The 22,724-nt window shown below is 71.9% G+C and carries 25 protein-coding genes; 10 read left to right on the forward strand and 15 right to left on the reverse strand.

Annotated features, from left to right (window positions below):
* Positions 1 to 133: 133 nt before the first annotated feature.
* Genes OO014_RS05260 through OO014_RS05270 form a run of 3 tightly spaced genes read right to left on the reverse strand, consistent with a single transcriptional unit; the run spans position 134 to position 3,593 of the window.
* Positions 134 to 2,455, reverse strand: a complete 2,322-nt coding sequence (locus OO014_RS05260) for a heavy metal translocating P-type ATPase (protein ID WP_272461230.1) — start codon at positions 2,453 to 2,455, stop codon at positions 134 to 136.
* The gene (locus OO014_RS05265) at positions 2,455 to 3,381 is read right to left on the reverse strand and encodes a hypothetical protein (RefSeq protein ID WP_272461231.1); all 927 of its coding nucleotides are present in this window, start codon (positions 3,379 to 3,381) and stop codon (positions 2,455 to 2,457) included. Before OO014_RS05265 ends, OO014_RS05260 begins: the two co-directional genes overlap by 1 nt.
* Positions 3,378 to 3,593, reverse strand: coding sequence for a heavy-metal-associated domain-containing protein (locus OO014_RS05270; protein WP_272461232.1), 216 nt, complete (start codon positions 3,591 to 3,593; stop codon positions 3,378 to 3,380). The genes OO014_RS05265 and OO014_RS05270 overlap by 4 nt, the downstream gene beginning before the upstream one ends.
* 180 nt (positions 3,594 to 3,773) lie before the next feature.
* Here OO014_RS05270 and OO014_RS05275 point away from each other — a divergent pair, with 180 nt between their 5' ends.
* Positions 3,774 to 5,120 (forward strand): choice-of-anchor B family protein, encoded by a 1,347-nt coding sequence (locus OO014_RS05275; protein WP_272461233.1) that lies wholly within the window; start codon positions 3,774 to 3,776, stop codon positions 5,118 to 5,120.
* 90 nt (positions 5,121 to 5,210) lie between these two features.
* Here OO014_RS05275 and OO014_RS05280 read toward each other — a convergent pair whose 3' ends face one another.
* Positions 5,211 to 5,522 carry a metal-sensitive transcriptional regulator gene (locus tag OO014_RS05280; RefSeq protein ID WP_272461234.1) on the reverse strand — a complete coding sequence of 104 codons (312 nt, stop codon included), beginning with the start codon at positions 5,520 to 5,522 and terminating at the stop codon, positions 5,211 to 5,213.
* Positions 5,523 to 5,648: 126 nt separating this feature from the next.
* On the opposite strand from OO014_RS05280, the gene OO014_RS05285 reads away from it, so the two are divergent.
* Positions 5,649 to 7,232: an HAD family hydrolase gene (locus OO014_RS05285; RefSeq protein WP_272461235.1), complete on the forward strand. Its 1,584-nt coding sequence runs from the start codon at positions 5,649 to 5,651 to the stop codon at positions 7,230 to 7,232.
* On the opposite strand, the gene OO014_RS05290 is transcribed toward OO014_RS05285, so the two are convergent.
* Positions 7,222 to 7,857 carry a VOC family protein gene (locus tag OO014_RS05290; protein ID WP_272461236.1) on the reverse strand — a complete coding sequence of 212 codons (636 nt, stop codon included), beginning with the start codon at positions 7,855 to 7,857 and terminating at the stop codon, positions 7,222 to 7,224. The two genes, OO014_RS05285 and OO014_RS05290, sit on opposite strands and share 11 nt — an antisense overlap.
* Before the next feature lie 49 nt (positions 7,858 to 7,906).
* The gene (locus OO014_RS05295; RefSeq protein ID WP_272461237.1) at positions 7,907 to 8,773 is read right to left on the reverse strand and encodes a TrmH family RNA methyltransferase; all 867 of its coding nucleotides are present in this window, start codon (positions 8,771 to 8,773) and stop codon (positions 7,907 to 7,909) included.
* A gap of 78 nt (positions 8,774 to 8,851) precedes the next feature.
* Between OO014_RS05295 and OO014_RS05300 the strand changes: the two genes are divergently transcribed.
* Entirely contained in the window at positions 8,852 to 9,325 is a 474-nt protein-coding gene (locus OO014_RS05300) for a DedA family protein (protein WP_272461238.1), read from the forward strand.
* On the opposite strand, the gene OO014_RS05305 is transcribed toward OO014_RS05300, so the two are convergent.
* Entirely contained in the window at positions 9,288 to 10,433 is a 1,146-nt protein-coding gene (locus OO014_RS05305; protein ID WP_272461239.1) for an ATP-binding protein, read from the reverse strand. The two genes, OO014_RS05300 and OO014_RS05305, sit on opposite strands and share 38 nt — an antisense overlap.
* A gap of 331 nt (positions 10,434 to 10,764) precedes the next feature.
* On the opposite strand from OO014_RS05305, the gene OO014_RS05310 reads away from it, so the two are divergent.
* Positions 10,765 to 11,769, forward strand: a complete 1,005-nt coding sequence (locus OO014_RS05310) for a TerC/Alx family metal homeostasis membrane protein (protein WP_272461240.1) — start codon at positions 10,765 to 10,767, stop codon at positions 11,767 to 11,769.
* A 21-nt stretch (positions 11,770 to 11,790) separates the two neighbouring features.
* On the opposite strand, the gene OO014_RS05315 is transcribed toward OO014_RS05310, so the two are convergent.
* Positions 11,791 to 13,185: an amidohydrolase family protein gene (locus tag OO014_RS05315; protein ID WP_272461241.1), complete on the reverse strand. Its 1,395-nt coding sequence runs from the start codon at positions 13,183 to 13,185 to the stop codon at positions 11,791 to 11,793.
* Complete coding sequence (locus OO014_RS05320) at positions 13,170 to 14,015, reverse strand: uracil-DNA glycosylase family protein (RefSeq protein WP_272461242.1); 846 nt, start codon at positions 14,013 to 14,015, stop codon at positions 13,170 to 13,172. Before OO014_RS05320 ends, OO014_RS05315 begins: the two co-directional genes overlap by 16 nt.
* Before the next feature lie 289 nt (positions 14,016 to 14,304).
* On the opposite strand from OO014_RS05320, the gene OO014_RS05325 reads away from it, so the two are divergent.
* Positions 14,305 to 15,093 carry a metal-dependent hydrolase gene (locus tag OO014_RS05325; protein ID WP_272461243.1) on the forward strand — a complete coding sequence of 263 codons (789 nt, stop codon included), beginning with the start codon at positions 14,305 to 14,307 and terminating at the stop codon, positions 15,091 to 15,093.
* A gap of 7 nt (positions 15,094 to 15,100) precedes the next feature.
* Here the strand turns inward: OO014_RS05325 and OO014_RS05330 are convergent, their stop codons facing one another.
* From OO014_RS05330 to serS, 6 genes are all read right to left on the reverse strand, one after another.
* Positions 15,101 to 15,958, reverse strand: coding sequence for an HAD family hydrolase (locus OO014_RS05330; RefSeq protein ID WP_272461244.1), 858 nt, complete (start codon positions 15,956 to 15,958; stop codon positions 15,101 to 15,103).
* A 44-nt stretch (positions 15,959 to 16,002) separates the two neighbouring features.
* Positions 16,003 to 16,245 carry a hypothetical protein gene (locus OO014_RS05335; RefSeq protein ID WP_272461245.1) on the reverse strand — a complete coding sequence of 81 codons (243 nt, stop codon included), beginning with the start codon at positions 16,243 to 16,245 and terminating at the stop codon, positions 16,003 to 16,005.
* An 87-nt stretch (positions 16,246 to 16,332) separates the two neighbouring features.
* Positions 16,333 to 16,527, reverse strand: coding sequence for a (2Fe-2S)-binding protein (locus OO014_RS05340; RefSeq protein ID WP_272461246.1), 195 nt, complete (start codon positions 16,525 to 16,527; stop codon positions 16,333 to 16,335).
* Positions 16,528 to 16,611: 84 nt separating this feature from the next.
* Positions 16,612 to 17,346 carry a 5-deoxy-glucuronate isomerase gene (locus OO014_RS05345; protein WP_272461247.1) on the reverse strand — a complete coding sequence of 245 codons (735 nt, stop codon included), beginning with the start codon at positions 17,344 to 17,346 and terminating at the stop codon, positions 16,612 to 16,614.
* A 131-nt stretch (positions 17,347 to 17,477) separates the two neighbouring features.
* The gene (locus OO014_RS05350) at positions 17,478 to 18,275 is read right to left on the reverse strand and encodes a sugar phosphate isomerase/epimerase family protein (protein WP_272461248.1); all 798 of its coding nucleotides are present in this window, start codon (positions 18,273 to 18,275) and stop codon (positions 17,478 to 17,480) included.
* A 169-nt stretch (positions 18,276 to 18,444) separates the two neighbouring features.
* Entirely contained in the window at positions 18,445 to 19,770 is a 1,326-nt protein-coding gene (serS, locus tag OO014_RS05355; RefSeq protein WP_272461249.1) for a serine--tRNA ligase, read from the reverse strand.
* 117 nt (positions 19,771 to 19,887) lie between these two features.
* Between serS and OO014_RS05360 the strand changes: the two genes are divergently transcribed.
* The 5 genes from OO014_RS05360 to OO014_RS05380 are packed head-to-tail and all read left to right on the forward strand — an operon-like array spanning position 19,888 to position 22,697.
* Complete coding sequence (locus tag OO014_RS05360) at positions 19,888 to 20,145, forward strand: hypothetical protein (RefSeq protein WP_272461250.1); 258 nt, start codon at positions 19,888 to 19,890, stop codon at positions 20,143 to 20,145.
* Positions 20,146 to 20,189: 44 nt separating this feature from the next.
* Complete coding sequence (locus tag OO014_RS05365; RefSeq protein ID WP_272461251.1) at positions 20,190 to 20,888, forward strand: energy-coupling factor ABC transporter permease; 699 nt, start codon at positions 20,190 to 20,192, stop codon at positions 20,886 to 20,888.
* Entirely contained in the window at positions 20,885 to 21,181 is a 297-nt protein-coding gene (locus tag OO014_RS05370) for a PDGLE domain-containing protein (protein WP_272461252.1), read from the forward strand. Before OO014_RS05365 ends, OO014_RS05370 begins: the two co-directional genes overlap by 4 nt.
* Before the next feature lie 2 nt (positions 21,182 to 21,183).
* Positions 21,184 to 21,948 (forward strand): cobalt ECF transporter T component CbiQ, encoded by a 765-nt coding sequence (cbiQ, locus tag OO014_RS05375; RefSeq protein ID WP_272461253.1) that lies wholly within the window; start codon positions 21,184 to 21,186, stop codon positions 21,946 to 21,948.
* Positions 21,945 to 22,697, forward strand: coding sequence for an energy-coupling factor ABC transporter ATP-binding protein (locus tag OO014_RS05380; RefSeq protein WP_272461254.1), 753 nt, complete (start codon positions 21,945 to 21,947; stop codon positions 22,695 to 22,697). Before cbiQ ends, OO014_RS05380 begins: the two co-directional genes overlap by 4 nt.
* Positions 22,698 to 22,724: the final 27 nt, after the last annotated feature.

Genomic DNA, 22,724 nt, shown 5'->3' on the forward strand with positions numbered 1-22,724 from the left:
GCTCCCAGCGCGGGGCCGCTGGCGTGGGGCTCGCGCTGGGAGCCGTCCGCATCGACTACGGCACTGCTCACTCTGGCTGAGCAGTGCCGTAGTCAGTCAGCCGAGCGAGCGCCGGTGCCAGGTCGCCAGCAGGTCAGCTGGCCTGGGCCTTGAAACCCCTGAGCCGCAGCGAGTTCGAGACGACGAACACTGACGAGAACGCCATGGCTGCCCCGGCCAGCATCGGGTTGAGCAGGCCGGCAGCGGCCAGCGGGATGGCGGCGACGTTGTAGGCGAACGCCCAGAAGAGGTTGCCCTTGATCGTCGCCAGGGTGCGCCGCGAGAGACGGATCGCATCGGCAGCGACCCGAAGGTCACCGCGGACGAGCGTCAGGTCGCTCGCCTCGATCGCCACGTCGGTGCCCGTGCCCATGGCGAGACCGAGGTCCGCCTGGGCCAGCGCTGCGGCGTCGTTGACGCCGTCGCCGACCATGGCCACGACGCGGCCCTCGGACTGGAGCCGCTTGACCACATCGACCTTGTCCGCGGGCAGGACCTCGGCGATGACGTCATCAGCGCCGATGCCGACCTCGGCCGCGACGGCGCGCGCCGCTCGCTCGTTGTCGCCGGTGAGCAGGATGGGCCGCAGCCCGAGCTGGCGGAACGAGGCGATGGCCTGCGCGGAAGTGGCCTTCACCGTGTCGCCCACGACGAGGGCGCCTCGCACCCGGCCACCCCAAGCGACCTGGACGACGGTTGCGCCCTCGCCCTCGTGCATCGCGGCGATCTCGTCGACCTCGGTGCTCCGCGTCTGCTGGTGCTCGACGACGAAGCCCGGGCGGCCGACGAAGACCTGAGTCCCATCGACGACACCCCGCACACCGAGGCCGCTCGTGCTGGCGAAGTCGACGACCGCCGGCAGCGCACCGACGCGCTCCTCGGCCCCTGCAGCGATGGCGCGGGCGATGGGGTGCTCCGAGGCGTGCTCGATGGCACCGGCGCGACGCAGCACCTCGGCCTCGTCCTCACCGTCGGCGGTGACGACGGCTCGGAGTGCCATGGCTCCTGTCGTCACGGTGCCGGTCTTGTCGAGGACGACGGTGTCGACCTGGCGCGTGGACTCGAGCACCTCGGGTCCCTTGATGAGAATGCCCAGCTGGGCGCCGCGGCCCGTCCCGACCATGAGGGCGGTCGGGGTCGCGAGGCCCAGTGCGCACGGGCAGGCGATGATGAGGACGGCTACCGCCGCGGTGAACGCTGCCGTGGCGCCTGCCCCGGCGCCGAGCCAGAAGCCGAGCGTCGCCGCGGAGAGTGCGATGACGATGGGCACGAAGATGCCTGAGATCCGGTCGGCGAGCCGCTGGACCTGGGCCTTGCCGTTCTGGGCGTCCTCGACGAGCCGGGCCATCTGCGCGAGCTGGGTGTCCGAGCCGACGCGGGTGGCCCGCACGATGATGCGGCCGCCCGCGTTGATCGTCGCCCCGGCCACCGTCGACCCGGGAGCCACCTCGACGGGGACCGACTCGCCAGTGAGCATCGAGGCGTCGACCGCGGAGGTGCCGTCCTCGACGACCCCGTCGGTGGCGATCTTCTCGCCGGGCCGGACGACGAAGCGCATGCCCGACTCCAGGCGAGACGTGGGGATCCGCTCCTCGACCTCTCCGGACGGGCCCTCGCGCAGGACCGAGACCTCCTTGGCGCCGAGCTCGAGCAGTGCTCGGAGGGCCGCGCCGGCCTGTCGCTTCGATCGCGCCTCGAAGTAGCGTCCGGCGAGCAGGAACGTCGTCACGCCCGCGGCGGCCTCGAGATAGATGTTGCTCGCGCCATCGGTGCGCTGAATGGTCAGTTCGAAGGGATGCACCATCCCCGGCATGCCCGCGCTGCCGAGGAACAGTGCGTAGAGCGACCAGCCCAGCGCGGCCAGCGTGCCCATGGAGACCAAGGTGTCCATCGTCGTCGTCCCGTGACGCAGGTTCGTCCAAGCGGCCTTGTGGAACGGCAGGCCGCCCCAGACCACGACGGGCGCGGCGAGGGTCAGCGACGCCCACTGCCAGTAGTCGAACTGCAGGGCGGGCGCCATGGCCATGGCAATGACGGGGATGCTGAGGACGGCCGAGATGATCACTCGTTCGCGCAGCGCCCGAACGCGGTCGTATGCCGCTGGGCTCGCCTCCGGGTCACCCCCGGCCTCCGCTCCTTCCGCTGTCTTCGGCGGCGCAGGGACCGTGGCGCCGTAACCGGCGGCCTCAACGGCTTTCACCAGCTCCTCGGGGGTCAGCGTGTCGGGGAAGGAGACCTTGGCCTTCTCGGTCGCGTAGTTGACGGTCGCGGTCACGCCATCGAGCTTGTTGAGCTTGCGCTCGATCCGGTTGGCGCACGAGGCGCACGTCATGCCGGTGATCTCGAGCTCGATGGCTCCGGGCGCCGCGGGCAGGCCCAGTTGCCCGGCGTCGGAGGTCGTGGTCGGCGTGGTCATCAGTGATCATCTCCGGAGTGGTCCGGTGTGGGTGAGTGGTCGGCCGACGACGCGACGGTTGTCGCGACGAGCGGCGCGGTGTGCACGACGCCCTCGTGCTGGAAGTCCAGATACAGACGGTACGCGCCGTCGCTCGGGACCTCGGCGTAGAAGACGACGTCGGGGCCGGGCTTCGTCGTGCTGTCGCCGGGCTCTCCGTCGGGGTGCACGTGCAGGTAGGCGAGGTCCCCCTCGCGCAGGGCGACGAGATGGCCGTAGGCGCCGAGGTAGGGCTGCAGGTCGGTGACGGGCGTGCCGTCCTTGCTGACCGTGAGGGTCAGCCGCGCTTCCTCGCCCGCGACGAGGTCGCCGGAGAGAGTGACCGTGTAGCCGTCGACGGTGACCGTGCGGGTCTCGCCCACGGGTTCCGCGAGCGCGGCCGAGCCCGGCACGGAGAGGTCGGCGCCGAGGGTGAGGTTGTCGGCGCCGCTCGCGGTGAAGTCGGCGAAGAGGCGCCAGAGGCCCGGCTCGAGGTCGAGCTCTGTGCTCCAGGTCCCGTCGTCACCCCGCGCTGGGTGGACGTGCTGGTAGCCGGTGAAGTCGCGTCGCACCGCGATGAGGTGCAGCTCCTTCTCGTGCTCGATCTCGAAGTCGGTGACCGGCCGGCCGTCCGGACCGGTCACGGTGAACGACACGGGGACGTCAGTCCCGGGGCCGGCGGTCGGCGACGAGAGCTGGAGGGTGTAACCGTCCTGGCTCACCATCAGGCCGCCCGGGAGGTCGGCGGCGCCCCCGTTGGCCCCATCACCCGTAGCAGGAGAGGCGGCGCCGGGGTGGGCCGCCGCCGGCTCCCCGATGGGCCCGACCTGCCGGCCGAGCCCGAGGGCGAGCGCGAAGACGACGACCAGGCCGACGACGAAGCCGACGATCCTGGTGGCCGTCGTCATGCTGTCGGAGCGAGCGCGTAGCCCGCCTCCTCGACCGCGGCCTTGACCTGCGCCTCCTCCACGGGGGCACCGCTGGTCACGGTCACGCGGCCGCTCTTCAGGTCCACGTCGACGTTCTCCACACCGGGGATGGCGCCGACCTCTTCGGAGACGGAGGCGACGCAGTGGCCGCAGGTCATGCCGACGACGGTGTAGGTGCTGGTCTCGCTCATGGTCGTGCCTCTCTGTCGGGTGGTGCGTACCCCTTCAACATACCCCGCTGGGGTATCCATTCCCAACCGGGGTCCGGCGCTCCGCCGAATTCAACGCGACGGTTCCGATTTGTCGGATTAATGTGACTTGCGCCACGGGTTCTCACCAGGGGGCCCCGTTGACACACGACAGGAGAACCGGTGCGCACCTCTGCGAAATCGATCCTCTCGGCGGCAGCAGCGACCCTGCTCGCCGTCGGGATGGCCGCCGCTGCGACGTCCACTGCGACTGCCCACCCCGAGCACGACGGATCCGGGAAGGAGGCCGGCTTCGACCTCGTGATCGAGGACGTCAGCCCCGGCGGCGTGCCCGCCGAGCGCCTCACCAACGTCCGCTGCGAGGACGACAGGGCGGGGATCTTCCCCTGCCACAAGGCCGACCTGATGACCTATGTGCCGCTCAAGGAGATCGGGTCGATCTGGGCCAACGACGTCTGGGGCTGGACGGACCCGGAGACCGACCGTGAGTACGCCCTGCTGGGGACCTTCGAGGGGACGGCGTTCTTCGACGTCACGGACGGCTACGACGTCCGCTACCTCGGCCTGTTGCCCACCCACACGCAGGTGCGTTCCGGAGGCATCTGGCGTGACATCAAGGTCAACGACAACCACGCCTACGTCGTCAGCGAGAACGCCGGGCACGGCATGCAGGTCTTCGACCTGACCCGCCTGAGGGGCGTCACCGAGGAGCAGACGTGGACCGAGGACAACTGGGTCGGCGGCTTCGGGCACGCGCACAACCTCGCCATCAACGAGGACAGCGACACCGCCTACGTCATCGGGGCGCGGCGTGACGTCACCCTCTGCGAAGGCGTCAACGGCGGCCCGCTCATCTTCGACCTGTCGGACCCGAAGAACCCGGCGTTCGCGGGGTGCTACGGCGGCGACGGCTACACGCACGACATCCACTGCGTGACCTACCACGGGCCGGACGCGGACTACACGGGGCGCGAGATCTGCTCCGCCTCCAACGAGGACACGGTGACTGTGCTCGACGCGACGGACCCGGCCGACGTCAAGCAGCTCGCTCGGGTGCCCTACGAGACCTCCGCCTACACCCACCAGGGCTGGTTCTCCGAGGACCACAAGTACTTCCTCATGGGTGACGAGATCGACGAGCTTGCTGGCAAGGTCCAGGAGACGACGACCTACATCTTCGACATGTCCGACCTGGACAACCCGCAGCTGACGGGCACCGCGAGCTCTGGCCTCAACACCATCGACCACAACATCTTCATCAAGGACGGGCTCGCCTACGAGTCGAACTACACGAGCGGGCTGCGGATCTTCGACGGCTGGCGCCTCGACCAGGGCCGGATGCGTGAGGCCGGCTTCTTCGACGGCTACCCGGCCGACGACCACACCGGCTTCGCCGGCTCGTGGAGCAACTACCCGTGGTTCAAGGACGGCAAGGTCGTCTTCACGGGCACCGAGGAGGGGCTCTTCGTCGTCCAGACACGACTGAAGACCTCGGCCTCGGGTCGCTGACCCCACCCGGGGAGGAGCGAGGGCCCGCCGGTTGCCACCGGCGGGCCCTCGTGCGCGTTCTGGTCGGGTTGTCGGGTCGGGCCGGGCGGCTCAGGACCGAACGAGCCGGGCGATGGCGTCCGAGGCCTCCTTGAGCTTGAGCTCGGCCTCCGGACCGCCCTCACGCACCGCATCCACGACGCAGTGGGCGATGTGCTCGTCGAGCAGCCCCAGCGCCACCGACTGCAGCGCCTTCGTCATCGCCGAGATCTGGGTGAGGATGTCGATGCAGTACTGTTCCTCGTCGACCATCCGCTGCAGACCGCGGGCCTGCCCCTCGATGCGTCGGAGCCGGCGCAGGTAGTCATCCTTCTGGTGGATGTAGCCGTGCTGGTGCGGCACGGTGTCGATCACGTGCTCCATAGACCCTCCTTCGCCCGACGTGCTGATCAGTACAACATACCCCGCCCGGGTATGAATTCCACTTCTGTGCTGACTCGCCCCCCGGGTCGTGGAAGTGCGCCCTCGATCGGGCTAGCGTCGTGAGACATGCGGGGCCGAGCTGACCAGAACCCTCGGGCCGACGAGCTGCTGACCAAGCTGCGCCGGCGCGCCGAGGCGGGCGTTGGCGCCGCAGGACGACCGGCCACCGCCGACTCCACCGCTGCAGGTGTCGCTATCGCCCCACCCCTCCGGGTCATCAGCGCGATCGGACTCGCCCTCGCTGTGCTCGCTCTAGCGCTGTGGGCGGGCGACCACTCCCTCGGGCGCTGGATCCAGGTGCTCCTGACCAGCGCGATCGTCGGCTGGTGCGCCCGCCGCCCGCTGGAGTCGGCATGGGCATCGGTCCGGCGGCGTCGCCCCAACCCGGACGTGCCCGTCCTGCTCGGCGTCGTCATCGCCTGGGTGGCGACCGTGGTCGACGTCGCGCGAGACGCCCCGGACGTCTGGTTCGGCACCCCGGCGACGGCCGCGGCCCTGCTGCTCCTCGTCCACCACCTGGAGCAGCGCACCCGCACAGCCGCTGGGCCAGCGGGACCGGCTCCGCGCTCGGTGCAACGCCTGGAAGCCTGGTTCGGCCCCGGTGTCGTCCTCGTCGCTGCGATCGTCCTCGCCGTGCGGCTCGTCACCGGCCAGTCCCTGGTGGCGTCCCTCCAGGTGGCCGTCGCCGTCCTGCTCGTTGCCTCCTTCCCAGCCGCGGCCCTGGCAGCGCCGACCGTGCTCGCCGCTGCTCGGGCCCGAGCGACCCGACGGCTGGGGCTGGCCGACGCCGACGCCCTCGCGACCGCCGCGGCTCTCGACACCGTCGTGATCAACCGGACCGACGTCCTGACCACGGGGGACCTCTCGCTCCACAAGATCGCGGTCACGGGTCGTCTCTCCAAGCAGGCGGCACTCACGGCGGCCGCCGCCGTGGAGCAGGGCAGCGACCACCCGGTGGCCCGCGCCATCGTCGCGGGGGCGCGGCTGGCCCGGATCGACCTCCCGCGGATCCGTGAGTTCCAGGCAGACCCGGGCGAGGGCGCCTCGGCGGTGATCAAGGACACCGAGGTGACCGTGGGGAAGGCGGCCCTCTTCGAGCGCCTCGACCGGAGCCTGCTCGCCCACGCGGACCAGACTCCCGGCCACACGGTCTTCGTCGGTTGGGGCGGTCGCGCCCGCGCCGCGCTGACCGTGCAGGACACGGTCCGCGACGGGGCAGGTCCGGCCGTCAGACGGCTCAAGGACCTCGGTCTCACGACCTACCTGGTCGGCGAGGACGGCGAGGCCCAGGCCCGTGGAGTGGCGGCCGCGGCGGGCATCGACCCGGGCAAGGTCCGCTCAGCGCCCGGGCCCGGGGACGTGGATCTCGTGACCGAGCTGGAGCGACAGGGTCGTCGCGTCGCCGTCATCGGCCGGACCGAGGGCGAGCCGCTCTTCGCGCACGGCGACCTCGACAGGGTCGCGGACACGGTTGCGCTGGCCCAGCAGGCGCACGCGGTGACACGCCAGCACGTGGGCTGGGCCCTCGGCTACAACGCTGTCGCGCTCGTGGCAGCCGGGTTCGGCCTCGTCGAGCCGGCCTGGTCGGCCACGCTCGCGACGGTGGCTGCCCTCGTCCCGCTGGCGAGCGCGCAGCGTCTCAGATCGTGACGTCGCCGTCCGGGGTGTGGAAGGTGACGGAGAGCAGTCCGGGGGTGCCGTGCGGCGCGACGAAGGTGAAGTGGATGTCGCCCTTGTCGAAGGTCTGGTCCACCCCGAGCCACTCACGCACCCGCGCCGGGTCCCCGGCGATCTGCAGCTCGCCGATGTGCACGTCCGCGGTCGACCCGTTGGCCGGGTGAAGCGAGACGTCCTCCCACTGGATGAAGTAGGGCACCTGCGGGTCGGCCATGAGGCCCTTGATCCCGATCTGCCGCCAGCGCAGCTCGGTGCCGTCGGGGCGGTGCCGGTTGCCGTCGACCGCCTCGCGGCCGAGCCGCTTCTCGGCGGCGGTCAGGTCGTCGACCGCGACGACCCAGCCGAGCCAGCCACCGCCGGCCTCGGAGCGGGCCCGGACGGCCTGCCCGAAGGGGGCCTTGTCGGAGGCCGGGTGGTCCAGGACCTCGACGACCTCGACGTAGTTGCGGTCCGCGAGCGGGAGGATGACGTTCCGCGTCCCGAAGCGTGGGTGCACGCCGCCGTCAACGGGCTCCACACCGAGGAGCTTCGAGAGCCTCTCGGCCGTTGCCTGGAGGCCGTCGTGCTCTGCCGCATAGGAGACGTGGTCAACTCGCATACGGTCAATCGTGACACACCGCAAGGGGTGCTCTTGACCACCCCCCGAGTCAGGCCGGATCGGCGGGCGCGAGACGCGAGGCCCGTTGCCGGACTGCCTCGTAGAGCACGACGGCGGCCGCCACGGAGACGTTGAGACTGTTGGCGCGACCATGCATCGGGATGCGCACGCGGTGGTCGGCGGCGGCGAGCAGCGCGTCGTCCACCCCGTGCTTCTCGGACCCCACCGCGATCGCCACCCGCCCGGTGTAGTCGACGTCCGTGTGCAGCACGTCCGTCTCGGGGGTGGTCACGACGAGCGCGATGTCATGGCGCGCGAGCCACGACCGGATCTCGTCGGTCGTCCCGCTCGCGACCGGCAGGGCGAAGAGGGTGCCCTTGCTCGCACGCACGACGTTGGGGTTGCCCCAGTCCGTGACGGGGTCCGCAGCGAGGACCGCATCGACACCGGCAGCGTCAGCGGTGCGCAGCATGGCCCCGAGGTTGCCGGGCTTCTCGACACCCTGGGCGACGAGCCCGAGCCAGTGGTCCCCGGCGACGCCGAGCGAGCCCAGCGGCACGCCGACGTTGTCGACGACGGCGAGCAGGCCATCGGGCCCCTCGCGGTAGGACACCTTCCCGTATGCCGCTGGGCTCAGTCGCACGATCTCGACCCCTGCCGCTCGGAGTCGTTCGACGAGCTCCGGCTGGGTGCCGATGTCCTGTGACCCCGCGCGGCCGGAGGGACTGAAGAGGTCCTCGCAGAGATAGAGCGTCCGGGGCGTCACACCGGCGTCGAGCGCCAGGCGGATCTCCTCGTGGCCCTCGACCAGGGTCTGGCCGGTCTCCTCCCGCGTGCGCCGCCGGCGCAGCCCGGCCAGCGCCTTGAGGCGGGGGTTCGACGGGGAGGACACGTAGAGGTCGCGGGACTCGTTCATGGCAGGGCCAGCATCCCACTGCGGTGAGTTTCCGGACGAACTGACGACCGGGCGCCCGGCCGGCCCTAGGGTGAGGTCATGCTGGACAGCCTGGCGGCCCTTCCCTTCTGGCAGGCCGTCACTGCGCTCTGGGTCATCGTCATGGCCCGGTCGAACGCAACCTACTGGGTGGGCCGCGGCGCCATCGCCGGCTGGCGCCGGCACCGTCCGCGCCCAGAGCCGACCGGGCGGGCTCGTGCCGAGATGCTGCTGCGACGACTGGGCCCGGTCGCCGTGACCCTGTCCTACCTCACCATCGGCATCCAGACGACGATCCATCTGACCGCGGGACTGTTGCGGATGCCGTTGCCGCTCTATGTCCCCGCGGCGATGGTGGGGTCGCTGGCCTGGGCAGTGATCTACGCGACCATCGGGTTGGCCCTGGTCGAGGCGTGGCTCGCGGCCATGACCGGGTCCTGGTACGGCCTGTTGGTGATCGGCGGCCTGCTCCTCGTCGGTGTGGCAACCTGGCTGGTCAGAGCCCGGCGACCCACTCCGCCATGCCTGGAGTGATGAAGAGCAGGCGCGACCCCTCGGGGTAGAGGGTGCCTTTCTTGATGAGCCGATCCCGCAGATACGAGACCTCCGTGGCTGCCTTGCCCAGCTCGGCAGCCACGGCCCCACCGGTCGCCTCGCCGGAGCGCAGGATCAGCCGCGCGGTGGCGGCGAGGTACTCGCGCTCGCGTTCGGACGCGTCGTTCCAGCGGGCGACGTAGAGGCCCGCCTCGAGCTCGCGACGGGCCGCGATCCGAGCCGCCTCGGCATGCTCGAGGAGGATCCGGTCGGCGCCGGTCGAGGCGCGCCACGCGTGGTGGCCGTAGAGCTGGACCGCATAGGGGTAGCCGCCGGACTCGGTCGCGAGCGCCCGGGCGGCGTCAGGCGAGAGGGGGCGGCCCGCGTCGGCCGCCGGGCCGGTGAGGGCCTGCTCGGCCTCGTCCAGGCTGAGCAACCCCAGCTCGTGCCACTCGCCTCGCTCGAGGTAGGTCACCGTGCGGCGCGGCTCGCGAATGGACGGCAGGCCGGCCACCAGGACCACGAGCGGCCACTGGTCCGCCATGTGCTCCTGGAGGATGGCGGTGAAACCCGCGAGCTCGGCCCGTTGGGCGTACTGGACCTCGTCGAGGGTGATGACGAGGCCGGCATCCTCCTCCATCGCGGTGCGCATCGCGGCGCGTAGGGCCGCCTCGAGCGGATCGACGGGTCCGGGCTCGCGTCGCTCGAGGTGCACCTCGACCTCGCCTCCGACGCCCAGCGCGGACGCGCCGACCCGGCCGCCCGTCACGACGGGGTGCCTGCGCTCGTCGGCCGTCGTGTGCTCGAGCAGGTGGCCGGCCGCGATGACCCTTTCGGTGAGCAGGGGTGTGAAGTCCCGTCCAGGGCGCACCTCGACGTGCACCGTCGGCCAGGAATGCTCCGACGCGGCCAGGGCGGCCGCCTCACCCAGGGCGACGGTCTTGCCCACCCCGCGCGTGCCCGTGATGACGATGGGCCGAGGGGTCCGGCCGTCCAGCGCGGCTACCGCGAGCGCCTCCCGCACGGCGTCGAGGAGGTGGTCGCGTCCCACGAGCACGGGGGGCGAAGCGTTGAAGCCGGGCCGGAAGGGATTCGCAGGACGGGCCATGTGCCAACCCTAGCGGCTATAGCAACGTGTGCACAGGAACATGCGACGCCCCCCAGCAAGCCCCTCCATCGCTCAGCCACTACGGCACTGCTCAGCCGGAGTGAGCAGTGCCGTAGTGATCACGGCGCCGGGGGGTCACCGCTGCTGGCCTGCCGCGCGCCGCCTGGAGGATGCGGCACAAGCCTGAAACTCGGGTTATCCTTGGCGCCGAGGGGAGTACTTCCCAGTGTCCGCGCCGGTCAGTCCGGTGGCCCACCACCTCGGGCGGACGTCGACGGCCAGCCGTCGGTGAAGGAGACCTCAGACCGCACCTGACGATCTGAGGAGAGCCATGCTCATCGCGAGCGCCATTCCTGCCGCCATGCCCGCCGCCGCCACCGACTCCATCGCGACGCCTACCCTCTGGTGGCTCACCATCGCCGGAGTCGTCGGCCTGTTCGCCCTCGACTTCGCCATCACCCGACGACCGCACGACCCCACCCTGCGCGAGGCGGTCGGGTGGTCCGCCTTCTACATCGCCGTGCCGCTCGCGTTCGGGGCCTGGCTGTGGGCGGCGTACGGCTCGGCGCAGGGTCTGGAGTACGTCACCGGCTACCTCGTCGAGAAGTCGCTGTCCGTCGACAACCTCTTCGTCTTCATCGTCCTGCTCGCCGCGTTCGCCGTGCCCCGCGAGCTCCGTCAGCGCGTGCTCCTGCTGGGCGTCGCCGGCGCGCTCGTCCTCCGCGCGGTCTTCATCCTCGTCGGGGCGCAGCTCATCGCGACCTTCTCGTGGACCTTCCTGCTCTTCGGCGCGATCCTGCTCGTCACGGCCATCAAGGTCGGCCGTGACGCGCTCACCCACGTCGACCACGCCATTGACGTGCGCAAGCTGCGCAGTGTCCGTCTCGTGCGACGCTTCTACCCCGTCACCGACGACTACGTCGGCCCACGGCTGAGCGTTCGCCGGGACGGCCGTCGCGCCCTGACGCCCCTCGCGCTGGTCGCCATCGCGATCCTCGGCACCGACGTGGTCTTCGCCGTGGACTCGGTGCCGGCGGTCTACGGCATCACCGGCGACCCCTACCTCGTCTTCGTCACGAACGCGTTCGCCCTGCTGGGTCTGCGCGCGCTCTACTTCGTCCTCGAGACCGCGCTGTCCTCGCTCGTCCACCTCGGCCACGGCCTCGCGCTCATCCTCGGCTTCATCAGCGTCAAGCTCGTGCTGCACTGGGCCCACGGGGTCTGGCCGAGCGTTCCCGAGATCCCGACCCTTCTGTCGCTCGCCGTCATCGTCGGGATCCTGGCCACGGTGACCGTGACGAGCGTCCTGTCGACGCGGCGGCGGCAGCGCGTCTGAGCCCCTGTCGAGCCGGCCGGGTCACGCGAAGATGGGGCCGACCGGTGGGTACGCCGACGTGAGCAGGGCGCGGATCTCGGTGAGGGACGGAGCCACTCCCGGCGCCTGGAAGCCCGTGTCCAGCCGCATCGGCTTGCCCCAGGCGGTGAGGTCCTCGATGGTCGACCCAGCGGCCGCACCGGAGAGCTGGTCGAACCAGTCGGCTCGACCGTAGGTGACGTCCCCGCCGATGCAGACCAGCTCGACCCACGAGGGGTCGGCGAGGCAGACGCTCTCGTAGGGATCGCGGTGGTGGCGCTCGAGGACCAGCAGGTCCGCGGGGCGCCCCACCGCGATCGACCCGAGGTGCTCCTCGAGGCCAGCCGCCCGAGCCGCGACCGAGGTCACCATGGCGACCAGGTCGGCCGCGGCGACCGGGTGGCCCTGCCGGGCGAGCTCCCGGCGGGCGACCTTCATCTCGGCGAGCAGGCTGGTGGAGCCGGACGGCAACCAGTCCGCGCCGAGCGTGACCGGCATCCCGGCTGCGAGCGCCTCACCGGCGAGGGTCGTCTCGCCATAGAGCCGCAGGTTCGACTGTGGCGACCAGACGAGCCGGCAGCCGGCGTCGGCGACCTCGTGCAGCTCGGCCCGGGTCAGCGCGCTGCCGTGGATGATGTTGGTCGCCGGCGTGGCCGCGCCGAGGTCGATGAAGCGCCGGAACTCGTCGGCGCTCACCTCGTCTCCCCGCCTGCCTTCGGACAGGTGCAGGTAGAACGCGTTGACCGTGCCGGCGGCGATGTGCGCCATGATCCGGTCGAAGGACTCCTTGCCGAAGTTGCCCGTCGGCAGGTCGACGAGGGATCTGGCCCGGTGGGAGCCGAACGCCCACCGGTCGATGTTCCGCACGAGTGGCTCGGCGGAGGCGCTGCTGCTCGTCGACGCCGCGCCCTGGATGCCGGTGACTCCGCCGACGAGGGCGCGCACCTCGGCATACCGGGTCTGCGTCTGTGGTGGGACCGCGTCACGGAGGGCGTTCTGCGGATCCCGGACGAGCTGCTTGTAGGCGCTGGAGCGCCGCCACGCGTAGCGGTTCGCATAGACCTTGGGCGGCTCCCAGGCCGCGAAGACGTTGAACTCCGGATGGCCGTGGAGGTCGAGCAGGCCGGGCAGGATGACGCCCTCGGTCTCCAGCACGGGCACCGACGTGGGCCGGCGCCGGCTGACCCGGTCGATCCGGCCATCGGCCACCGTGACGTACCCAGCAGACCACGCGCCGTCAGGGGTGATCACCGCACCCCTCAGCGCGAAGGGCGTCGGGGGGAGCGCCCGCGCGCGACGGGGCGGCGGCGGCAGCTCGTCCGTGATGCCACGGCCGTAGGCCTCTTCGAACGACACCCCACCCGATGCCGAGCCGGCGCCGGTCACAGAGTCGGCCATGACCGCGCTCCCTTCGGGACGGTGACCCGGATCGAGGCGCGCTTCTCCTGGGCATCTGGCCCCTCCCGGACCGCCCACGAGTCCACGGCCCGCCACCACGACGGGGATCCCGCCGGCAGGTCCTGCTCGGGGATCGCGACGAGGTCCTGCTCGGTCCACGTCTCGCCGTAGGGGCGCAGGTTCGGGGTGACCTCGGGAACCACCGCGGCGCCCAGCGCCGGCAGGTGCCCGCTCCAGTCCGCGAGCTGCGCCGCAGTCGTGTCCTCGAGCGGCTGGCCGCTCGCGCGCGCGGAGCCCTCGGCGTAGGTGGGGTGCCGGACCGCGGCGAGGTGCAGCGTGGCTGCGCGGGCCGCCCGCTCCGGCGAGCTGCCCTCCCAGACGCCGAAGGCACGCTTGGCGAGTGTGCCGAGCGCGATGACGGCCGTGACGTTCGGGCTCACCTCGGGATCGAGCAGGACCGCGTCGAGCCACCGGTGCCGGTACTCCACGATCTCCGGGTCCTTGACGTGTCGATAACCGGCCGCCTGCCCGAAGACGCTGTAGAGGTAGACGTTGAGCATCACGTAGCTGTGCGTCAGTCCGAGCCTCGCGAGGAGCCCCTGGACGCGTTGCCCGGCCTCGCCGACGAGGATGCGCCGGCTGATCGCCTCATGGGCTGCGGGGTCCTGCCCGATGACGAGCACGCGGGCCGACCCGTCGAGCCGGCCCCGGTGAAACACCGGACCCCACTCGACGCGGAAGTCGGCAGGCGAATAGGCCTCGACACCGGGGTAGTCCGCGACGAGCGAGGCGAAGGGCTCGTCGACGTAACCCGGGCAGCTGCGGTGCATGACCATGCGGACCCTCCCAAGACGCCACTGTCCTTCAGGGTGCTTCGACCCTAGTCCTGATACGTGCCGCTCCGTGGCGGTTCGTCACGGAAACCCTTCAGCACAGCCCGCGCGGCCCCGGCTCCGCCATGCGATGCCGTATGCCGCTGGGCCTGGCGGGTGCCCCACCACCCTCCCGTGGCGGTGTCGGTATCGACCGATAGCCTGCGCGGCGTGAGGGGTGTCGTGAGATCTGTTGTCCCAGTGGGGTTCTGCTCTACTGGTGGTTCGCTCGTGCTGGGGGTCAACGATGCTCGGTAGGACGCATGCGACGTCTGGGGCGGTTGCGGTCCTGGCCCTGGTGCCGGTGCTGCGGGAGCACGGCGTTGCCGTCGACGGCTGGGCCATCCCCGTGGCGGCCGTCGTCGGCGCCGGGGCCGCCATGCTGCCCGATCTCGACCACCGGCACGGGACCATCGCCCGGTCCGTGGGCCCGGTGTCGTGGTTCGTGTCTCGCGTGGTGGGGGCGGCGTCGGGCGGGCATCGCAACGGCACCCACTCGCTGTTGGGCATCACCTGCTTCACCGGCTTCGCCGCGCTGCTGACGCAGATCGGCGGCCTCCCGCTCGGGCTCTTCCTGGCCTTCCTCTTCGCGGTGGCCTCGGCTGCGCTCCGCCTCAACATGGTCCGGGCCACCGTGGGGCACACCGTGATGTGTCTCGTCGTGGGGGCGCTCCTTGCGCGCGGTGCCCTGATGGACTCGTTCCAGGTCGAGGTGGTGCCGTGGGCGGTCGCCATCGGTGCCTCGGCGCACGTCCTCGGCGACATGGCCACGGTGCAGGGCTGTCCCCTCTTCTGGCCGGTGCACCGTCACCGGTTCAACTACGCGCGCCTCAGCACCGACCACCTGACGGAGCGGCTGGTCGTGGGGCCGGCGCTGGGCCTGGCCGCGGCCTGGCTGACGTTCTCGCTGGCGGGAGGTGTGGAGGTGTTCGGGCCGTGGTTCGACGCCACCCTCGACCGCGTCTGGGCCCCTGACGCCGACCCGGGGCTGGTCACGCCCCCGGAGGCAATGCCCGACGGCGGCGCCGGCACCTAGCCGACACCTAGCCGGGCAGCCGGCCGGAGGCCCTGGACGGCACTCCGTCGCGGAAGGGCGTGCCGTTGCGGGCCGCCTCGGCCAGGCCCTCGACGACGGGGACGAGGCCGTCCTCGTCGACGTGACCGGTGACTTCGTCAGCCACCGCCCTGACCTCGTCCGGCGCGTTGGCCATGGCCACGCCCCACGCCGCCCAGCGCAGCATCTCGAGGTCGTTGCGCTGGTCGCCGACGGCCACCGTGTGGATCGGCTCCACGCCGATGCGGCGGCGAATGAGCTCGAGCGCCGACGCCTTGCTGACGCCCTCGGGGTTGATGTCGAGCCAGGCCGACCAGCCGACGGCGTAGGAGACGCCGTGCAGGCCGGCCCGCTCGACCATCTCCATGAACTCCTCGGCCGTGGCCTCCGGCTGGCGCAGGGTCACACGGGTGACGGGGTGTGCGACGAGCTCGTCCCAGTCGACGACTCGGGTCTGGCCCATCAGCTCGCCCTCCGGGAAGTGCCGGCTCACCTTGAAGCCGACCCCGAGCTCCTCGACCGCGATGCGGGCCTCGGGCAACGCCACCCGGAGCCGCTCGAGGACGGGCTTGGGGTCGAAGGTGACGGTGTCGACGATGGCGTAGCCGGAGGGCGCCTGCGGGTCGAGCTCGATGGTGACGGCGCCGTTGGCGCAGACCGCGAAGCCCGCGGTGACGCCGAGCGCGTCCAGCACCGGGTTGGTGGCGATGACCGAGCGGCCCGTGGCGACGACGACGATGACCTCGTCCGGAAGGGCGGTGACGGCGTCGCGGACGGCGTCGGACAGCTCACCCATGTGGTTGAGCGTCGTGCCGTCGAGGTCGAGGGCGAGCATGCGCAGGGCCATGGCGACACGCTATCCGGACCGGCGCCCGGTCCGTCCGGGCGGTCTCAGTCGTCGAGGTCCCGCAGGCCGCCCTCGGTGTAGACGTGCGGGGGTTGGCGCGGGTCCTCGTCGGGCTCGACGCTCGTGATGACCTTGCGGTGGTGGTCCCGCCTCGAGAGGAAGATCAGCAGGCCCCCGGCGATCATGAGGATGACGCCGACCGTGGGCAGGCTGATGCCGTCGGGATCCGCCCGCACCGCGAAGGCCAGGATCGCCCCGATCACCGCCAGCGTGACTCCTGCTCCCATGGCTGCACTCCTCTCCTGGTCTGGACGCCAGACTCCTGGCTCTCCCTTACCCAAAACGGGACGCAGCGTTGCGACGTCGTCGTCGCCTCAGCGACTCGCTTCAGGACGGGACGAGTGGCTGGTGGCGGGCTCGCACAGGAGGCGCCTGACCGAGGGCACACAGGAGCCGCACTGGCGGCCGGCTCCCGTCGACTGGCAGGCCTTGGCGAGAGTCGTCGCGCCGCCGGAGTAGGCCCCGGCGAGGTCCCGGTCGGTGACGACGGCGCAGTGGCAGACGATCATGGAACACTCCCTCGGGTTCAGGTCGGCTTGCCTGGGTCATCCGAGCGTCGACCAGCACCGAGGGTCACGCGAGCGGCTTTCCTCTCAGCGGAACACGTCTCGCAGCCAGGCGTGCTCCGGCTCGTCCCGGGCCAGCCAGACCCGGTCCGGGCCGGGCCCGGCGAGGACGTTGAGGGAGTAGAGCTCGTAGCCGGGCGGCGCCATCGCCGGGCCGTGCCAGCCGTGCGGCACGAGGACGACGTCGCCGCTCCGCACCTCCGCGAGGACCTCGATCGGCCGCTCGTCGGTGCCGTGGACGCGGAAGAAGCCCATACCGGTGGTGGAGTCGGACGGGCCGCCGCCGCTCGGCTGGACCTCGAAGTAGTAGATCTCCTCGAGCTGGGTCTCCTCGCCCGATCTCTCCTCGTCGTGCTTGTGCGGCGGCCAGGAGCTCCAGCAGCCGGCCGGCGTGACGACCTCCCGCACGATGATCGAGTCGGCGTCGAGGACACCCGGGACTCCCAGGTCGCGCACCTCCCCTGCCGTGGCACCCGCTCCACGACGCTCGACCGGCACGTCGTCCATGGCGACGTGGCGGAAGGACTGAGGCGCACCCGGACGCGCCGTCACGGCGAACGCCACGGCGACGCGGGTCCGACCCGGGCCGACGCCGGTGATCGCCAGCGTGGAGTCGGGCGGGACGTAGGCGACGTCCGTCGGCCCGGAGAAGACCGAGTCCCGGCCGGCCAGCCTGACCTCCGCGGGCCCTGCCGGACCGTCGATGGCCACCTCGACGGACCCGCTCAGGGGCACGACCACGAACTCACGCCCACGCCCCACCAGAGTGCGCGACTCGCTGGGAGCCAGCTCAGCGGCATACAGCCCGGTGTGCTCTCAACCGGACGCATCGGGCTCGATGACGACGTCCCAGCCATCACGCGAGGTGGTCCCGAAGCGGCGGTGCCACATGGTCAGGTGCCCACGCCCGACCACTGGGCCGCGAGGGCGAGCAGGTGGTCCAGGGCCTCCTCGACCTCGTCGTCCTGGAGGACGTACCACCCGTCGTAGCCGGCGTCCTCCAGCGCGCTGACCAAGCCGGCGACGTCGAGATCGCCTGACGCCACCCCACGCAGGTGCACATGCGCGATGCGGCGCGCATGCCTCCGAGCGAGCGCGACCGGGTCGCCGCCGGCCTCCAGCACGGCGCCGGTGTCGAGGCAGAGGCCGATGCGGCTGCCGTCCAGGACCCGCTGCGTGTCATCCCCGGGCTCGACCGCCGTGCCCACCCGAGGGCACAGGGCAGCCGTCAGCCCCCGGGCCTCCGCTGCCTCGGCGACCCGGTCGACGTTGCGCAGCAGCGTCTCCCGAGCGCCGTCGTCATCCCGGCTCGACGCGGGGTCGCCCGATCGCGGCGCCACGACGACCAGGGTGGACGCCTCGGTCGCCGTGAGCCGATCCAGCGTCGGCTCCAGCTCCGCCAGCGGGTCGGCCGCCGGATCGTCGAGGACGACCGGCACGACCTGTCCGGCCGCTTCGAGCCCCGCATCGGCGAGCAGCCGGGCAGCCTCCTGCGGATCCTCCGGGAGGAAGCCGGGCGGGCCGAGCTCCGTTGCCGCCACGCCGAGCTCTCCCAGGCGCGCGAGCCCGGCCGCGGAGTCGAGCGGCCCGCCCGGGACGGGTGAGACGGCGATCCGCTCGGCGAGCGGGCGGGCGCCGACATGGTGAGGGTGCACGTCCCGCGAGTGCTCGTTGTGCTGGTGGCTGGTCACAAGGTCCTCCGCTCCGTCGAGGCGCACGACGCCATGGGTCGAGCGTGGCACAGCTCGGGCCGGAAGGTCAGGATCAGTGGTCGAGATCCGCCAGCGCGGTCTCGATGCACACCGAGCACGTCAGGCCGCGCTGGGCCAGGGTGTCCAGCGCGCGCCCTTCGTCGGCGGATCAGGCGATCGGCTCGAGCACGTCCAGGCCGAGGAACGGGCGCAAGGCCTGCGGCACCACGACCGAGCCGTCCGGCTGCTGGTGGTTCTCGAGGATGGCGACGAGCCAGCGCGTCGTGCCGAGCGTGCCGTTGAGGGTCGCGACGGTGCGCGTCCCCGACCCGTTGGGGTCGCGCTCGCGGGTGCCCAGCCGGCGCGCCTGGTAGGTCGTGCAGTTGGAGGTCGACGTGAGCTCGCGGTACTTGCCCTGCGTCGGCACCCACGCCTCGCAGTCGAACTTCCGCGCGGCCGGGCTGCCGAGGTCTCCGGCCGCAGTGTCGATGATGCGGTAGGGCACCTCGATCTTGGCGAGCATCTCGCGCTCCCAGGCGAGCAGGCGCTCGTGCTCCGCCTCGGCCTCCGCCGGCCGGCAGTAGCTGAACATCTCGACCTTGTGGAACTGGTGCACCCGGATGATCCCGCGGGTGTCCTTGCCGTGCGAGCCCGCCTCGCGCCGGTAGCACGCCGACCAGCCGGCGTAGCGCTTCGGCCCGGCCGACAGGTCGATGATCTCGTCGGCGTGGTAGCCGGCGAGGGCGACCTCCGACGTGCCCGTCAGGTAGAGGTCGTCGGCCTCGAGCCGGTAGACCTCGTCGGCGTGCGCGTCGATGAAGCCGGCGCCGAGCATGATCTCCGGGCGGGCCATCGTCGGGGTGATCATCGGGGTGAACCCGGCGGCGGTGGCCTGGGCCATCGCCATGTTGAGCACGGCGAGCTCGAGGAGCGCCCCGACGCCGGTCAGGTAGTAGAACCGAGCCCCGCCGACCTTGGCGCCGCGCTCCATGTCGATGGCGCCGAGCCGCTCACCGAGGGCGAGGTGGTCAAGCGGCTCGAACCCCTCGGCCGCGAAGTCGCGCGGCGTCCCGATGGTCTCGAGGACGACGTAGTCGTCCTCCCCACCGGTCGGCACCCCCTCGATGATGACGTTGCCGACCTTGCGGAGCAGGCGCTCGAGCTCGGCGCCCGCCTCGTCGGCGTTGGCCTCGAGGGCCTTCACCTGGTCGCTGAGGTGGGCGGCCTTGGTGCGCGCGGCGTGCGCGACCGCCTCGAGGTGCTCCGCGTCGGGCGCACCGGCCTTCTTGGCCCGCTGGAAGGCGCCCATGGCGGCCCCGACGTCCTTGCTGACCGCCTTCTGCTCGGCGCGCAGCGACTCGAACTCGCCCAGGGACGATCGCCGGCGCTCGTCGGCAGCGAGGATCGCGTCCACGATCCCCGGGTCCTCTCCACGGGCCAGTTGCGAGGCACGAACCCGGTCCGGGTCGTCGCGCAGGAGCTTGATGTCGATCACGGAGCCAGCCTAGTCAGCCCGCCGTCGCCCGGCGCACGATGGAGCGGGACCGGGCCCAGCGGCATACGGCAGCGGGGTCGCCGTGAGGAGCGCGACGGCAGCGGGTATGTACCAGAGGTGACGGATGACGCTCCTCACACCACGGGGGCCGAACGCGAACCGGGCCTGGACCTGGCCACGGCGTCGCTGGCCGCGCTCCGGGCGACCCTGCGCCTCATCGAGGACCGGATCAACGAGGAACTGTCCACGGGCGGCTACCGACCGGGCCCCGGCCGGACGGCCCGCCTCGCCCGGCTGCGGCGGCGCGAGCACGACGTGCGCGCCGAGATCGCGCGCCGTGACGCGGAACGGCCGGAGCCGACCGCCCACCCCTGAGACGGCACATGCGACCCAGTCGCATGTGAGCCTAGACTCCAGGTGTGCACGTGCCCGATGGCTTCCTCGACGTCCCGACCTCGGTCGCGACCGCCGTCGTCGCCACCGCAGGAGTGGCCGCCGCGCTGCGCGGCGCCCGCCGGGACCTCGACGAGCGCACCACCCCCATCGCGGGGCTCGTGGCCGTCTTCGTCTTCGCCGGTCAGATGATCACCTTCCCCGTCGGGGCGGGCACCTCCGGGCACCTCCTCGGCGGCACCCTCGCCGCCGTCCTCGCCGGCCCCTGGCTCGCCACCCTCGCCCTCGCCGTGGTCCTCATCGTCCAGGCCTTCCTCTTCGCGGACGGCGGGATCACCGCGCTCGGCACCAATGTCGTCCTCATGGCCCTCGTCGGCGTGTGGGTCGGCTGGCTCGGGTTCCGGGGAGCCCGGGCCGTGCTGGCCCGGTCCCGCCTGTCGCGCCGGTCGGTCACGGTCGCGGCGGCCTTCGGTGCCTACCTGAGCGTCCCCGCGACGGCTGCGACCTTCGTCGCGCTCTTCGCTGCCGGCGGTCAGGCCCAGCTGCCCATCGGTGCCGTCCTCACCGCGATGGTGACGTGGCATGCCGTCATCGGCATCGGCGAGGCGCTCATCACGACCCTCGTCGTCGCGTCGGTGCTCGCCGTCCGGCCGGACCTCGTGGCCGGGGCCCGGGGCGCCATCGAGCGGAAGCCGCTCGAGATCCGTGACGGGGCGGCGGCATGACCCTGCGCCGCTTCGCTGTCGTCGCGCTGGCGGTCAGCCTGCTCGTCGCAGGGGTGCTGTCGTGGTTCGCCTCGAGCAGCCCCGACGGGCTCGAGCACGTCGCACAGACGCTGGGCTTCGCCGAGACCGCCCAGGAGCATGCCGCGGCGGGCGGTCCGCTCGCCGACTACCGGACCGACGGCGTCGAGGACGCGCGGATCTCGGGTGGGCTCGCGGGCGTCATCGGGGTGCTCGTCACCGGCCTGCTCATGGGTGCCCTCCTCCTCGCCCTCCGTCGCCGCGGCGGCGACTGAGCATGGGCGCCCCTCACGGCCACCTCCTCCACTTCCACGGCCACTCCCCGGTCCACCGGCTCCCTGCACACGTGAAGATCGTGGCCCTGGTCGGGTTCGTCATCGCGGTCGTGGCCACTCCCCCAGGCGTCTTCTGGCCGTATGCCGCTCACCTCCTTGCGCTCGCCGGTGCCGTCCTGTTGTCGCGGGTCCCCTTGGCGCACCTGGCGAAACGCATGGTCATCGAGGTGCCGTTCGTCGTGTTCGCGCTCGTGCTGCCGTTCGTTGCGGCCGGGCCCCGGATGGCGCTCGGACCCGTCGAGGTCTCGGAGCCCGGGTTGGCCGCGGCAGGCGCCCTCCTGGCCAAGGGCACGCTGGGCGTCCTCGCCTCGCTGCTCCTGGCGGCGACCACCGAGGGGCGGGACATCGTCGCCGGCTTCGAGAAGCTGCGGCTGCCTCAGCCGCTGGTCCAGATCATGAGCTTCATGCTGCGCTACACCGAGGTCGTCGCCGCCGACCTCGCCCGGATGCGGATCGCGCGGGAGTCGAGGGGGTTCCGGGCCCGGTCCGTGCGGCGGTGGCCGGCCCTCGGTGCCACGCTGGGCGCCCTCTTCATCCGGTCCTACGAGCGCGGGGAGCGGGTCCACCTCGCGATGCTGTCGCGCGGCTTCACGGGACGGCTGCCCAGCCTCCGACCGCTCGCCGCCAGCGGGTCGCAGTGGGCTGCGGGTGGTGCGCTGCCGGTCCTGGCCGGGCTGGTCACTGCGGTCGCGGTCGTGGCCGCATGAGCGCCGCCCCCGTCCTCGACGTCCACGGGCTCGCCTACGCCTACCCGGACGGCCACCAGGCACTCTTCGGCGTGAACCTCCAGGTCGCCCGCGGTGAGCGAGTCGCCCTGCTCGGGCCCAACGGCGCCGGCAAGACCACTCTGGTCCTCCATCTCAACGGCATCCTCACCGCCGGCGCCGGTGCGGTCACCGTGTCGGGTCTGCCGGTCACCAGGGCCAACCTCGCCGAGATCCGCCGCCGTGTCGGCATCGTCTTCCAGGACCCGGACGACCAGCTCTTCATGCCGACCGTGCGGGAGGACGTGGCCTTCGGGCCGGCCAACCTCGGCATCCGGGGCGACGAGCTCGACGCGCGCGTGCGGCACGCCCTCGACCAGGTCGGGATGGCGGAGTTCGTCGACCGGCCGCCGCACCACCTGTCCTTCGGCCAGCGGCGGCGGGTGGCCGTGGCGACCGTCCTGGCGATGGAGCCGGAGATCCTCGTCCTCGACGAGCCGTCCTCCAACCTCGACCCGGCCTCGCGGCGCGAGCTCGCCGAGATCCTCCGGTCCCTCGACGTCACCGTCCTCATGGTGACCCACGACCTGCCCTACGCACTGGAGCTGTGCGAGCGGGCCGTGGTCCTCTCGGGCGGGGTCATCGCGGCCGACGGCCCGACGAGTGCGGTCCTCGCCGACGCCGGGCTGATGGCCCGGCACCGCCTCGAGCTGCCCTACGGCTTCAGCGTGCCCACCCCTGAGCCCCGCTGACCAACGCAACACACCCCCTTGCCGCGT

The organism is Intrasporangium calvum, assembly GCF_028446585.1.
Classification (GTDB): Bacteria; Actinomycetota; Actinomycetes; order Actinomycetales; family Dermatophilaceae; genus Intrasporangium; species Intrasporangium calvum_A.